This is a genomic window from Streptomyces sp. ITFR-6 (assembly GCF_031844725.1).
GTDB lineage: Bacteria > Actinomycetota > Actinomycetes > Streptomycetales > Streptomycetaceae > Streptomyces.
Genome location: NZ_CP134612.1, coordinates 8,199,285 through 8,213,499, shown reverse-complemented (window position 1 = coordinate 8,213,499; position 14,215 = coordinate 8,199,285). Strand labels below are relative to the sequence as shown.

The 14,215-nt window shown below is 72.0% G+C and carries 11 protein-coding genes; 10 read left to right on the top strand and 1 reads right to left on the bottom strand.

The features are described from left to right. Window positions 1–79 precede the first annotated feature (79 nt). The 10 genes from RLT59_RS37135 to RLT59_RS37090 are packed head-to-tail and all read left to right on the top strand — an operon-like array spanning window position 80 to window position 12,651. Window positions 80–922, top strand: coding sequence for a carbohydrate ABC transporter permease (locus RLT59_RS37135; RefSeq protein ID WP_311307464.1), 843 nt, complete (start codon window positions 80–82; stop codon window positions 920–922). After that, window positions 909–1,832, top strand: a complete 924-nt coding sequence (locus RLT59_RS37130) for a carbohydrate ABC transporter permease (protein ID WP_311307463.1) — start codon at window positions 909–911, stop codon at window positions 1,830–1,832. Before RLT59_RS37135 ends, RLT59_RS37130 begins: the two co-directional genes overlap by 14 nt. A gap of 44 nt (window positions 1,833–1,876) precedes the next feature. After that, window positions 1,877–2,641 carry an SDR family NAD(P)-dependent oxidoreductase gene (locus RLT59_RS37125; protein ID WP_311307462.1) on the top strand — a complete coding sequence of 255 codons (765 nt, stop codon included), beginning with the start codon at window positions 1,877–1,879 and terminating at the stop codon, window positions 2,639–2,641. Beyond that, on the top strand, window positions 2,629–4,416 hold the full coding sequence (locus RLT59_RS37120) for a heparinase II/III domain-containing protein (protein WP_311307461.1): 1,788 nt from the start codon (window positions 2,629–2,631) through the stop codon (window positions 4,414–4,416). The genes RLT59_RS37125 and RLT59_RS37120 overlap by 13 nt, the downstream gene beginning before the upstream one ends. 3 nt (window positions 4,417–4,419) lie before the next feature. Beyond that, window positions 4,420–6,399 (top strand): DUF4962 domain-containing protein, encoded by a 1,980-nt coding sequence (locus RLT59_RS37115; RefSeq protein WP_311307460.1) that lies wholly within the window; start codon window positions 4,420–4,422, stop codon window positions 6,397–6,399. A gap of 3 nt (window positions 6,400–6,402) precedes the next feature. Next, entirely contained in the window at window positions 6,403–7,005 is a 603-nt protein-coding gene (locus tag RLT59_RS37110; protein ID WP_311307459.1) for a DUF624 domain-containing protein, read from the top strand. After that, complete coding sequence (locus RLT59_RS37105; protein WP_311307458.1) at window positions 7,002–8,081, top strand: DUF1565 domain-containing protein; 1,080 nt, start codon at window positions 7,002–7,004, stop codon at window positions 8,079–8,081. Before RLT59_RS37110 ends, RLT59_RS37105 begins: the two co-directional genes overlap by 4 nt. After that, on the top strand, window positions 8,069–9,229 hold the full coding sequence (locus RLT59_RS37100) for an SGNH/GDSL hydrolase family protein (RefSeq protein ID WP_311307457.1): 1,161 nt from the start codon (window positions 8,069–8,071) through the stop codon (window positions 9,227–9,229). The genes RLT59_RS37105 and RLT59_RS37100 overlap by 13 nt, the downstream gene beginning before the upstream one ends. Next, entirely contained in the window at window positions 9,186–11,672 is a 2,487-nt protein-coding gene (locus RLT59_RS37095; RefSeq protein WP_311307456.1) for a polysaccharide lyase 8 family protein, read from the top strand. Before RLT59_RS37100 ends, RLT59_RS37095 begins: the two co-directional genes overlap by 44 nt. A gap of 4 nt (window positions 11,673–11,676) precedes the next feature. Next, a complete protein-coding gene (locus tag RLT59_RS37090) occupies window positions 11,677–12,651 on the top strand; it encodes an acetylxylan esterase (RefSeq protein WP_311307455.1) in 975 nt (324 codons plus the stop codon). A 17-nt stretch (window positions 12,652–12,668) separates the two neighbouring features. Here the strand turns inward: RLT59_RS37090 and RLT59_RS37085 are convergent, their stop codons facing one another. Further along, window positions 12,669–14,213 carry a phytoene desaturase family protein gene (locus RLT59_RS37085; protein ID WP_311307454.1) on the bottom strand — a complete coding sequence of 515 codons (1,545 nt, stop codon included), beginning with the start codon at window positions 14,211–14,213 and terminating at the stop codon, window positions 12,669–12,671. Window positions 14,214–14,215: the final 2 nt, after the last annotated feature.

Here is a 14,215-nt window from a genome sequence, read left to right as displayed (position 1 = left end):
GACTGAGCACAGCGCACCGCCGACCCGGCGGTCGCGCAGGACCCCGACGGGTCCCGGGCGTCGCAGGCAACGGGCCGGCATGTTCATGGTGGCACCCGCCCTGCTGCACGCCTCCCTCTGGATCGGGCTGCCGGTCGTCGCCTCGGTCGTCCTGGCCTTCACCAAATACGACGTGCTGACGCCGCCGCAGTTCGTGGGGTTCGACAACTTCCGGGACATGCTGGACGACGCGGTGTTCCGCAAGTCCATCGTGAACACCGTCATCTACACCTTCTTCACCGTGCCGTTCGGCATGGCGCTGGGGCTGCTGATGGCGCTCGCCCTGCACACGGGGCTGAAGGCGCGGGGTGTCTTCCGCACCGCGATCTTCCTGCCGCAGGTCACCGCCACGGTGGCCATCGCCCTGGTCTGGCTGTGGATCTACAACCCGGGCAACGGGCTGTTCAACACCCTGCTCTCATTCGTCGGCATCCAGGGCCCGGCCTGGCTCTCCTCGACATCGTGGGCGATGCCGTCGGTGATCCTGGTCGGCATCTGGCAGGGCATCGGCATGAAGATGCTCATCTACTTGGCCGCGTTGCAGTCCCTGCCGAAGGAGCTGTACGAAGCGGCCTCCGTGGACGGCGCCTCGAAGGTCCGGCAGTTCTTCTCGATCACCCTGCCGCTGCTGAAACCGGCGACGTTCTTCGTGCTCATCACCTCGATGATCAACGCGTTCCAGTCCTTCGACCAGATCTACATCCTGACCGACGGCGGACCGGCCAACAGCACCACGATGATGACGTATGAGATCTACAAGTCCGCCTTCCGGGAGTTCCGCGTCGGCTACGCCTGCGCCCAGTCCCTGGTGCTGTTCGTCCTGCTGATGGGCTTCACCCTGGTCAACCGGCGGATCATGGGAGGCACCCGTGGCCACAGCTGAGCTGCACAAGCCCGGGGCCCTGCGTCCGCCCCGGCCCGCCGCGAAGGGCAACCGCCGCTCCGCCGGCCGGATCGCGCTGTTCCTGACGCTCTGCGCCGTCTCGCTGCTGATGGTGGTGCCGTTCGTCTGGATGGTGCTGACCTCCCTCAAGACACCCGTGGAGATCGCGTCGCAGGACGCCGGACTGCTGCCGGAGCACTGGGAGTTCGGCAACTACGTCGACGCGCTCAAGGCCGCGCCCTTCGCCACGTACGCCCGCAACAGCTTCATCATCGCGTTCAGCCACACCCTCATCAACGTCCTGGTGGCGTCGATGGCGGGGTACTCACTGGCCCGGATCAGGTTCCGGGGCAGCGAGGTCATCTTCTACCTGTTCATCGCGGCGCTGATGATCCCGACGTACACCAAGGTGCTGCCGGAGTTCCTGATCGTCCGCTTCATGCCGCTGGCCGGGGGAAACGACCTCTTCGGCCAGGGCGGCAGCGGCTGGCTGGACTCCTGGTGGGCACTCATCGTGCCCGGCGCGGTCACCCCGTTCGCCGTCTTCCTCTTCCGGCAGTTCTACCTGGACCTCCCGGTGGAACTGGAGGAGGCCGCCCGGCTCGACGGGCTCGGGGAGTTCCGGATCTACTCCAGGATCATGTCCCCGCAGGTCAAGCCGGCCTTCATCACGGTGGCGCTGCTGACCTTCGAATCGTCCTGGAACAACTTCCTGTGGCCGTTGCTGGTGACCCATTCGGACAACCTCCGGGTGATCCAGGTCGGGCTCTCCGTCTTCAAGACCGAGAACGGCACCCAGTGGCACTTCCTGATGGCGGGCACCACGCTCGCCACCCTGCCCATGGTCGTTCTCTTCCTCATCGGCCAGCGCTATTTCGTGCAGGGCTTCGCAACCGCCGGTCTCAAGTGACCGGTCCCGGTCCTGAGTGACCGGATATCGAAAGGTTTCCCCCCATGTCTGCTGCTCTCCAAGGTTCCCGCGCGCTGGTGACCGGAGCGGGCCACGGCATCGGCCGTGCCATCGCCGTCGCCCTCGCGGAGGCCGGCGCCGATGTCGCCGTCCACTACCACTCCTCCGCGGAGGAGGCCGCGAAGACGGTCTCCGAGATCGAGGCGCTGGGCCGCCGGGCCAAGGCATTCCAGGCCGATGTGACGGTGTCGTCCGAGGTGGACCGCTTCGTCGAGGAGGCGACCGGATTCCTCGGCGGCCTGGACGTCCTGGTCTGCAACGCGGGCCATCTGATCGGCCGGACGAAGATCGCCGAGATGTCCGACGACCACTTCGAGCAGGTCATCTCCACCAATCTGACCTCGACGTTCCGCACCGTGCGGGCCGCTCTGCCGCATCTGACGAAGTCGTCGGCCGGGCGCGTCATCACCATGGCCTCGCTGGCCGCGCACAACGGCGGCGGCCCCGGCTCCGTCGCCTACGCGGCGGCCAAGGCCGGAGTCGTCGGCTTCACCAAGGGCCTGGCCAAGGAGCTCGGCGGCACCGGCATCACCGTGAACGCCGTGGCGCCCGGCTTCATCAAGGGCACCGCCTTCCACGACACGTTCACCGCGCCCCAGGCGCAGGAGGCGATGGAGGCGGGCATCCCGGTGGGCCGGGCCGGCACTCCGCAGGACGTCGGCTCCGCCGTCGTCCACCTCGCGTCGCCCGCGTCCGGCTTCCTGACCGCCACCACGGTGGACATCGACGGTGGCGTGTGGCCGCGTTGAGGGGGATCGCCCGGGAGCGGGGCGGCTGGTGGCACGCGTACGTGTGCCCGGCGCACGGGGTGGAGCTGGATCACGGCGATGTGCTCGGCGGGGTGTTCCCCGAGGGCGGCGCGCGCTGCGCGTACGGCTGCCGGGTCGACGACGAGGCGGTGCGCGGTGCCTGGCTGGTGCTGTCGCACCAGGCATGGGCCCGGCATCTGCGGGTGCTCGCCCACCGCGGCGAGCGCGCGGAGGCGGTGGCCCGGCTCGTCGAGTACGCGGGTCTGTACGAGGAGCTGGCCACCGCGCAGCACGGCGAGGCGCAGGGCTGGATGCTGCGCGGCCGGCTCTTCCACCAGGCGCTGACGGACGCGATCTGGGCGGTGAACATCGGTCACGCGGCCAGCACGCTGGCCGAGCACGGCACGGATGATCTGGCCGGAGTGCTGCCGCTGCTGGACGCGTTGGAGCGGGCGGCCCTGGACGCCCGGAACGTGCTGACCGGAAAGGGGCAGCTCGCCTCCAACTACACCGCGTGGCTCAACGCCGCGGGGGTGGCCGCCGGTCGCGGCGCCGCCGCGGCGCGCGGGCAGGAGTGGGACGGCGGCAAGGAGTGGCTGGAGGGCGAGCACGGCCTGTACGCGCATCTGCGGGTCGCGGTCGCGGAGGACGGCTGGGAGTGGGAGGGCAGCACCTACTACCACGGGTTCGTACTGCGGGCCGCGCTGCTCGCGCTCCGGGGAACCGATCCGGCGGCCGTCCCAGCCGATGTGGTGGGTGTGCTGGCCGGGATGACGGACGTGCTGGCGACGATCGTGACACCGGGCGGCATTCTGCCGGCGCTGCACGACGGTCCGTACCTGCGCGGTCCGCTGGCCCTGGAATGGCTCGAACTCATCGCGCTCGCTCAGCAGTTGGTGCCGTCCCCCGCACTGGAGGCGGTGGCCGGGCGGGCCCGTGCCGAGCTCGGTGACGCGGACGACGGTCTCGACCGGGAGCTGGACGGCTGGTTCGCCGGCCCGCCGCTGCCGGAACGGGCCGCGCCCGGTGCGCTGACGGTGTTCGGGTCAGCCGGTTACGGGGTGCTGCGGGTCGCGGGCATCCACGCGCTGCTGGACTTCGGCCCGCACGGCGGTTCGCACGGCCACCGGGACAAGCTGTCTCTTTATCTCTACGGCGATACGACTCCGTGGCAGCCCGACCCCGGTCAGGTCCCCTACGCCCACGCCGAGTTCCGTGATCTGTACGCGTCGACCGAGGCGCATCCGGCGTTCCGGGTGGACGGCGGCGAGCAGGCCGAGTGCACGGGCAAGCTGCTGCACTCGGACGACCGCTCGGTGACCGCGGAGGTGACCACCGCGTACGAGGGCGTGCGGGCGGTCCGGCGGATCGTGGCGGGCGAGGGCTTCCTCGTCGACCTGCTGACCGTGACCGCCGGGGAGGACCGGCGCATCACCGCGCAGCTGCGACCCGGCACCGCCCTGGACGTCCAGTCGCAGGGGGCAGGGCCGGTGCGCACCACCTGGTACGGCGACGAGACGCTGCACGGCTGGCACACGCACCTCGCCGGGGTGCCGGTGCGCCCGGTGAGCACCCCGGGCCCCGGCTCGGCCGACGACCCCCAGCGGGTGCGGACCCGGGTCGACTTCACCGCCGTCACCGACCGGGTCACCTTCGCCTCGGTGTACCAGGCCGGGTCCGCCGGGCCCGCCGTCACCGACGTGACGCCGGCGGAGGACGGGCTGACGGTCCGGCTCGCGGACGGCAGCACCACACGGTTCCGATCGGAGGACTGACCCTTGTTGCTCTCGGCGACCCCGCCGCCAGGACCGCGCCCCGCGCAGGAGACCCGGCTGTACGAGGAGGCTGCCCGTCACCGCGGGCTGACCCCGCCCCGTACGCACCCGCTGGCCAGCATCACCTGGCTGGGCCCGGCGGCGTCCAACCCGGCGCTGGCCTACCGGGTGGGCGGCGATCCGGCCCATCTGGCGGAGAGCCGGCGGTGGATCGAGGCCGCGGTGCGGCTGCCCCACTGGGGCAAGGCCCATATGCCGGACCACGATCTGGACGCCGGCTGGCTGCTGCACCACCTGGCCCTCGCGTACAAGTGGATCGGCGACGAACTGCCGGACGGGGTACGGGCGCTGCTGCGGTACAAGCTGCTGCTCCAGGGCCGGCGGATGTACGAGTACGCGGTGGCGAGCGAGGGCAGCTGGTGGTCGTCCTCGTACTGGCAGAACCACAACTGGATCTGCTACGCGGGGCTGGCCACGGCCGGGTACGTGCTCGGCAAGGAGGAGTGGACCGAGCGGGCCAAGGACAACCTCGGGACCGTGCTCGACCTGATGCCGGAGGACGGCTCGCACGCGGAGGGCGTCGTGTACTGGCGCTACGGCGTGCCCTTCCTCGCCATCCACCTGGACCTCCTGAAGGAGGCCGAGGGTATCGACTGGTGGGACCGGGGCGGGTTCATGTCCCACACGTTCCGCTATCGGCTGCACCAGACCGCGCCCGGCTTCGCGTTCAACGTCGACCACGGTGACTGCCACGACCGGCGCAGCGGCCACAGTGCCGGGCTCTACTACCGCCTCGGTGCGCAGTACGGCATCCCGGAGGCCCAGTGGATGGGTGATCTGGCCTCGGGCGAGCTGCTGTGGAAGGAGGCGGCCGAGAGCGGTGTGCGGCCGGGGATCCTGCCGGAGGCCTACCTCGAATACCTCTGGTACGACCCGTCCGTGGAGGCCGCGAGGCCCACCGAGACCCGGGCGTTCTTCCCGGACCTGGGACTGCTCGCCGCCCGTACCGGCTGGGACGACGACGCCACCCTGGTCTCGTTCAAGGCGAGCCCCGGCGGGGGCCACCGGGCCTGGGAGACGGCCGCGAAGCACCGGGCGGAACACGGCTGGGAGACCCTCAACCAGGGCCACCACCACCCCGATTCGGGCTCGTTCGTGCTGGTCTCGCAGGGCGCGTTCCTCGCGGTGGACGAGGGCTACAGCAACCGCAAGAAGGCCGCGCACCACAATCTGCTGCTGGTGGACGGCCAGGGGTACGCGGACGAGGACCGGTACCACGTGTACCGCGACATCCCCTTCGAACGGCAGGCCAGGCAGCGCGATGTGCTCCTCTCCCCCGACTGCGGATGGGCGCACGCGACGGCGGAGATCGCCGCGATGTACGACCCCGCGCTCGGGGTGCGGAGGCTGGACCGGACGCTGGTGTTCACCCCCTCGGGCCGCCTGGTGCTGCTGGACCTCGCGGAGGCGGACACATCACGTGAGTGGACGTTCCTGCTCCAGACCGACGGACCCACGGAGGCCCGGCCCGACGGCAGCCGGCTGATCCGCTCCGGGGAGGCCACCGCGCGGGTGCGGCAGTTCGCGCCCGCCGACGGCCGGACCGTCAGCGAGGTCACCGAGGTGGTGGCCAATCCGACGTCCAGCACGCCGGAGCTGAGCCTCACCCGGACCCTGCACACGCTGCGTACGACGACCGCCAGGTCCGCCGAGGGGCTGTTCCTCACCGCGATCGGCCCGCAGACGGGGGCGGACGCGGCGCAGGTGCCCTGTGCGGCGGGGCACGGAGTGGCGTTCGGTACGGAGACCGTGCTGCTCTCCCCCGTCGCCCGCCGGATCCGTACCGCAGGCGTCGAGGCCGAGGCCGCGGCCGTGCTGCTCACCTCGGACGGCGCCCCGTACGTGGTGGCGGCCACCCGGCTCGAACTGGACGGCGAGGTCGTCCTCGACGTGCCGGAACCGTACACAGGAAAGGCCGGCTGACCGATGCGGGCAACTCTCTCGTCCAACTGGCCGACGCTGCTGCGGCGGCTGGAGTTCGTGGCCTACCCGGCCGCCGCCGGGGCCGCGTTCGTCGTGCTGTCGCTGGGGGTGGTCACCTGGCTGCCCGCGCTCGCCGCGATGGCGCACGGGCTCCAGCGCTGGCGGGCCGAGGGAGACAGCCACTGCTTCGCCAACACCTTCGCGTCCTTCCCCCGGTACTGGCGCTCCCTGTGGCGGCACGGGCTCGCCTCCACGGCGGTGGCCGCCGTACTGACCGCCAACATCGTCTACCTGCTCGGCCGTTCGGAGCCGTGGACATTCGTGCTGCTCGCCGCCCAGGCGGGCATCGCGGCCGCCCTGGTCATCCACCACGTGGCACTCGCGGCCGAGGCCGCTCGTACGCCCGGCGGGACCCTCCGCGACTGGACCCGCCGCGCGCTGGCGCTCGGTTTCGGCTCGGCCGCCCGGGGCACCGCCCTGCTCGGCGCGGTGGTCTCCGCCGTACTGCTCTCCCTCGTCGTACCGCTGGGGCCACTGCTTCTCGGCCCGAGCATCCCCGTACTGCTCGCTCTGTCCTTCGCTGATCCCAGGAGGCACACCTCATGAGCCACGCACTGCGCACCACCCTCGTCGCCGCACTCGCGGCCGGTACCCCGCTCGCGCTCGCCCCGCCGTCGGTGGCCGCTCCGGCCGCCACCTCCTACTACGTGTCGCCGTCCGGCAGCGACACCAACTCCGGTACGTCGGCGGGGTCCCCGTTCGCCACCATCCAGAAGGCCCTCGACCTGGCGCCGGCCGGCGCGGTGGTGAACCTCGCCGCGGGCACGTACAAGCAGGATGTCGTCACCGAGCGCGCCGGAGTCACCCTCACGGGCCCGTCGAACGCGGTGGTGAAGGGCGCCGGTGACACCCGGATCATCCAGGTGCGGCACGACTCGACGACGCTGAGCGGATTCACCGTGGACGGGCTGCACGGCTCGTCCACCGATGTGTCGGGGTACCGCCTCAAGCTCATCTATGTCATGAGCACGACTCCGGGGAACGGTGTGGGCGGTCTGCGCATCACCGGTATGACCCTGAAGAACGCGGCGGACGAATGCCTGCGGGTGCGCTACCTGGTGACCGGCGCCGAGATCTCCGGCAACACGATCACGGACTGCGGTGTCGCGGACTTCAAGTTCGGCGGCGGCGGCAAGAACGGCGAGGGCATCTACCTCGGCACGGCCCCCGAGCAGCAGGGCGCGAACGGCGCCCCGGACGCGGCCCCCGACATCAGCCGGAACAACCGCATCCACCACAACACGATCGCCACCCGGGGCAACGAGTGCGTCGACGTGAAGGAGAACTCGACCAACAACTACGTCGAGTACAACGACTGCGGTCAGCAGCAGGACCCCAGCTCCGGCGGGCTCGACGCACGCGGCAGCGGCAACATCTTCCGCTACAACACCATCCACGACAACGTCGGCGCGGGCATCCGGCTCGGCGGTGACACCGCCACCGACGGCACCGCGACCAGCGTCTACGGCAACACCATCACCAACAACGCGGGCGGCGGTATCAAGTTCATGCGCACCCCGCAGGGCCCCGTCTGCACCAACACGATGAGCGGCAACACCGGCGGCAACGCGGTCGGCACCTACGGCAGCGAGTACGCCCCGACCGGCGCGTGCCCGCAGTGAGCGGCCGGGGGCCCGCGAGACGCGGGGTACTGACGGCCGCGGCCGGACTGGCCGCCGTCGCGGTGGCGGCGCCGGGCGCGCACGCCGCCGACGCAGCGGCCGGCGAGGCGCGGCGTTCACGCTGGACGACCTCCTGGGCGGCCGCGCAGACCGCGCCGACGGAGACCGACCCGGTGGCGAGCGCCGGGCTGACCGGCGGCACGTTCACCGCGCACGTCCGGCTGTCGGCCGGTGGACAGGTCCGGCTGCGCTACGGGCACGCCTTCGGCACGGTACCCGTACTGATCGGGCCGGTGACCGCGGGCGGCAGTCCCGTGACGTTCGGCGGACAGCGGCGGGCGTGGCTCGCCGCGGGTGCCTCGCTGACCAGTGACACGGTCGCCGGACTGCGGGCGGCGGAGGGCTCCCTGCTGACCGTGCGCACCGAACTGCCGGGCCCCACCGGGCCGTTGTCCTTCCACCGCAACACGCACGCCTCGCACGAAGTCGACGGGGAGCGCACCACTTCGGTGTACCTGCTGACCGGCGTCGAGGTGACGGGCGCGCACGGGCCGGTGGTCGCGGTGCTCGGCGACTCCATCGCGGAGGGCGTCGGCACGCCGGACGACTCCGGTCTTCGCTGGCCGGACCAGCTCGCCCGGCGGCTGCCCGGCTCCTCTGTCGCGGATCTCGGGATCAGCGGCAACCGGGTGCTGCTGGACGACGCCCGGTTCGGCCCCGGCGGACAGGCTCGCTTCGACCGCGACGTGCTGTCGCTCCCCGGGCTGCGGACCGTCTTGGTCCACCTCGGCGTCAACGACCTCCAGCAGCCGCCGAGCCAGACGGACCCCGCGCTCGTCCTGGCCGGCTACCGGCAGCTGGTGCTGCGCTCGCGGGACGCCGGGCTGCGGGCGGTCGGCGCGACCATCGCCCCGTTCGGGGGCTGGACCCGCTGGACGCCCGAGCTGGAGACGGTGCGGCTGCGGATCAACGCCGCGGTGCGGACCGGCCGCGTCTTCGACGCCGTGGCCGACTTCGACGCGGCGCTCCGCGACCCGGACCACCCGGAGCGGCTGCGGCCCGCGTACGACAGCGGCGACGGGCTCCACCCCAACCCTTCCGGCCATGCGGCGCTCGCCGCGGCCGTCGACCGCCGACACCTTCTGTGAGGGCAGCGCCATGAACCCAGGCACCACCCCGGGCACCAACGGCACCACCACCCGCCGCACCGTCCTGGCGGGCGCGGCGGCCCTCGGCGCGGCCGCCGCCCTGCCGCTCGTACTCCCGGCGGACAGCGCACGGGCCGCCGCGGCGGACCCGGTCGACGACGCCGCCTCGCTGCGCACCCGGTGGCACACCCTGCTGACCGGCGGCCCCGGCCTCGACCTGACGGACCCGCAGATCGCCGCCGCCGTGGCCCGGATCGGCAAGGCCGCGACGACCTCCGCCAAGGGCCTGGACCCCTCGCGTACCGATGGGCTGTTCCCGGACCTGACCAGCACCACGCTCTCCAACCACGTCACCACCTCGTTCAAGCGGCTCGCCACGGTCGCGACCGCCTGGGCCGTGCCCGGCACCCCGCAGTACGGCGACACCGCGCTGCGCGATCTGCTGCTGGGCGGCATCGACTGGATGCTGGCCAACCGCTACGGCCCCGAGCACACCCGGTTCGACAACGACTGGGACTGGGAGATCGGCTCCGCGCTCGCGCTCAACGACGCGGCGGTGCTGCTGTACGACGCGCTGGGCGCCGAGCGGCTCGCCCGGATCACCTCGGCCGTCCTGCACTACACACCCGACCCCAACCTGTGGCGGGCCGACCGGCAGATCGCGACCGGCGCCAACCGGGTGTGGATCTCCACCGTCGTCGCCGTGAACGCGGTGCTGCGCGACAGCGGGGACGACCTGGCCCGGGTCCGTGACGCTCTTTCGGACGTCGAGGGTTCGGGCGCCAACAGCGTCCTCGCGTACAACGACGTGAGTGCTGCGGCCGAGGGAACCGGCGAGGGTTTCTACTCCGACGGCTCCTTCCTCCAGCACTACAAGCACCCGTACAACGGCGGCTACGGCAAGGAGCTGCTCAACAACCTCTCCCGGCTGCTGAACCTCCTGGCCGGTACGGCGTGGACGGTCACCGATCCCGACCTGGACAACGTGCGGGGCTGGGTCGACGAGGGCTTCGATCCGCTGCTGGCACGCGGCGACGTGATGGCGTCGGTGTGCGGGCGCGAGATCGCCCGCCCGAGCAAGCAGGGCCACGTCTCCGCGCAGACGGTCATCGAGGCGGTGGTCCGGCTGATCCCGGGCTTCCCCGGCGAGACCGCGGACCGGTTCACCGCCCTGGTCAAGCAGTGGATCGCGGAGGACACCTACCGGGACTTCCTCGCCGTCACCGACCTCGCCTCGCTCGTCGCCGCCCGGCAGGTCATCGCCTCTCCCGTGCCGGCGCGCGGTCCGCTGGTCGCCCACAAGCAGCACCCCAGGATGGACAAGGCGGCCCACCACCGCCCCTCGTTCGCGCTCGGCATCTCCGCGTACTCGTCCCGGATCTACAACTACGAGTCGATCCAGAACGAGAACCTGCACGCCTGGCACCTCTCCGACGGCATGGTGCTCCTCTACACGGACGACCTCGGCCACTACAGCGAGGACTACTGGCCGACGGTCGACCCGGCGCGGCTGCCCGGCACCACGGTCATCGCGGGCCGGCCCGCCGACGCCGCGGGGCAGCGCACCACCAGCACCGCCGACTGGGCGGGCGGCACCGCGCTGCCGGGCACGACGCTCGGCGCGTACGGCATGGAGCTGCGGGCGTTCGGCAGTTCGCTGGAGGGCCTGAAGAGCTGGTTCTGCCTGGACGACGTCATCGCGTGTGTCGGTTCCGGCATCACCGCCGGCGCCGGCACGGCCGAGACGGTCGTGGAGAACCGGAAGCTGCGCGACCCGGCGGCGGCCCTGCTCGTCAACGGCGAGGCCGCCCCCTCGGACACCGGCTGGTCGGCGCGGCTGGACGGGGTGCGGTGGCTGCACGTCGCCGGGACCGGCGGATACGTCTTCCCGGAGCCCGTCACCGTGCACGGGCTGCGCGAGGACCGGACGGCGACCTGGCGCGAGATCAACCTCAAGTACGGCACCGACACCTCCGTGACCCGCCCCTATCTGACGCTGTGGCAGGACCACGGAACCGCACCGGACGGGGCCGGCTACTTCTGGCTGCAGGCCCCGGCGGCATCCGCCGAGCGCACGAAGCAGTGGTCGTCCGCGCCCCCGGTGACCCTGGTCGCGGACTCCACCGCCGTGCACGCGGTACGCCGCGGCGCGGACGGGCTGCTCGCCGCGAACTTCTGGGCGGCGGGAACCGCGCAGGAGCTCACGGCGGACGGCCCGGCCTCGGTCCTGGTCAGGCCCGAGGGGAAGACGGTGACCGTCTCCCTCTCCGACCCGACCCAGCTGCGGTCCTCCGTCGTGCTGGACCTGGCGCTGCGGGGGCTGACCGTGGTCTCCGCAGACGCGGGTGTGAGCGCCGCGGCGTCCGGCAGCGGCATCCGGATCACCGCCGACACCGCCGGACGCCACGGCGCGACCCTCAACCTCACCCTGAAGAGGAGCTAGACCCTTGCTGTTCGACATGCCACTGGACCGGCTGCGCGACTATCGGCCGGAGCCGGAGGAACCGGCCGACTTCGACGCCTTCTGGGAGAAGACCCTCACGGAGACGTCCCGGCACCAACTGGACGCCGGGTTCGTCCCGTACGACGCCGGATTCAGCACCGTCGACGTCCTCGACGTGACGTTCACCGGCTGGGGCGGACAGCCGGTGAAGGCGTGGCTGATGCTGCCCAGGGCCCGCTCCGGCCCGCTGCCCGCCGTGGTGCAGTACATCGGCTACAACGGCGGCCGGGGCATCCCCTACTCCTGGCTCACCTGGAGCGCCCTGGGCTACGCACACCTGATCATGGACAACCGGGGTCAGGGCGGCGGCGGCAAGAACACCGCGGACACCGTGGACATCGGGCCCGAAGGCAACGGCTCCTCCTCCCCCGGCTTCCTCACCCGGGGCATCGAGGACCCCTGCCGGCACTACTACCGCCGGCTGATCACGGACGCGGTGCGCGCCGTGGACGCGGTGAAGGCACACGACGCGGTGGACGCCTCACGCATCGCGGTGCTCGGCGGCAGCCAGGGCGGCGGCCTTGCGCTCGCCGTGGCCGGGCTGCGGGACGATGTCGTGGCGGCCGTCGCCGATGTGCCGTTCCTCTGCCACTACCGGCGCGCCTCACAGATCACGGACACGGGTCCGTACGCGGAGATCGCGCGCTGGCTGTCCGGGCACCGGTTCCGGATCGACGAGGCGATGGAGACCCTGTCCTACTTCGACGGGGTGAACTTCGCGGCACGGGCCACCGCCCCGGCGTGGTTCTCCGTGGGCCTGATGGACAAGGTCTGCCCGTCGTCCACGGTGTTCGCCGCCTACCACCGCTACGCGGGTCCGGCGGAGATCGAGGTGTTCACGTACAACGGCCACGAGGGCGGCGCGGAGTACGACCTGCCGCGCAAGATCGCGGCCCTGCGCGGCGCGTTCGGGCAGTAGGCACTGGCGGGTTCCGGTCACCGGCCCAGCGCCGCCATCGCGGCGTTGTGGCCGGGCACCCCGCTGACGCCGCCACCGCGCACCGCGCCCGCGCCGCACAGCAGGATGTTGGGGTGCGCGGTCTCCACACCCCAGCGGCCCGTCGCCTCAGTGGCGTACGGGAAGGCGAGGTTGCGGTGGAAGATGTGGCCGCCCGGCAGCCGCAGCTCCCGCTCCAGGTCCAGCGGGGTCTTCGCCTCGACGCAGGGCTCGCCGTTCCCGTCGAGGGCCAGACAGTCCGCGATCGGCTCCTCCAGGTGGGAGTCGAGTTCCGCGAGGGTGGCCTTGAGCAGGGCCGCGCGCGTCGCCCCGTTGTCCGCGGCGAAGAGCCGGGCGGGGGTGTGCAGGCCGAAGAGGGTCAGGGTCTGGTAGCCGCGGCCGGCGAGTTCCGGGCCGAGGATCGAGGGGTCCGTCAGCGAGTGGCAGTAGATCTCGGAGGGCGGGGCGGCGGGCAGCCGGCCCGCCGCCGCGTCCCGGTAGGCGTCGGCCAGCTGCCCGTACCCCTCCGCGATGTGGAAGGTCCCGGCGAACGCCTCACGCGGGTCCACCGAGCGGTCGCGCAGCCGGGGCAGCCGGGTGAGCAGCATGTTCACCTTCAGCTGGGCGCCCTCGGCGGGCTCCGGCGGTTCGTCCCCGAGGAGGGTCGCGAGTGCCTGGGGCGAGGCGTTGACCAGGACACGGCGCGCGCCGACGGTCTGCTCGCCGCCGTCCGTCCGTACCGTCACCTCGGCGTGCGTCCCGTCGGTTTCGACGCGGATCGCCTCGTGGCCGGTGCGGATGTGGGCCCCGGCCGCGCGCGCCGCCGCCGCGAGGGCGTCGGTGAGCGCGCCCATGCCGCCGACCGGCACGTCCCAGTCGCCGGTGCCGCCGCCGATGACGTGGTAGAGGAAGCAGCGGTTCTGGAGCAGTGAGGGATCGTGCGCGTCGGCGAAGGTGCCGATCAGCGCGTCGGTGAGCACCACGCCGCGTACGAGGTCGTCGTCGAAGTTCTCCTCGACGGCGACGCCGATGGGCTCTTCGAAGAGCATCCGCCAGGTGTCCGCGTCACCGATCCGCTCCCGCAGCGCGTCGCGGGCCGGCAGCGGCTCCGTGAGGGTGGGGAAGACCCGCTCGGCGGCCTGACCGGTACGGCGGTAGAACCGCTGCCACGCCTCGTACTCGCGCTCCGAGCCGGTGAGCGCGGCGAAGGACTCGCGGGTACCGTCGCCGCCGACGAGCAGCCCGGTGGCGCGCCCGTCGCGGACAGCCGGGGTGTATGAGGAGACGGTCCGTTTGCGTACGGCGAAGTCGAGGCCGAGCTCCCGGACGATCTTCGGCGGCAGCAGGGACACCAGGTACGAGTAGCGCGACAGACGGGCGTCGACGCCCGCGAAGGGCCGGGTCGAGACGGCCGCTCCCCCGGTGGTGCCCAGGCGTTCCAGGACCAGGACGGACTGCCCGGACCGGGCGAGGTAGGCGGCGGCGACGAGACCGTTATGGCCGCCGCCCACGATGACCGCGTCATAGCTGTCGGGTACAGGCATGG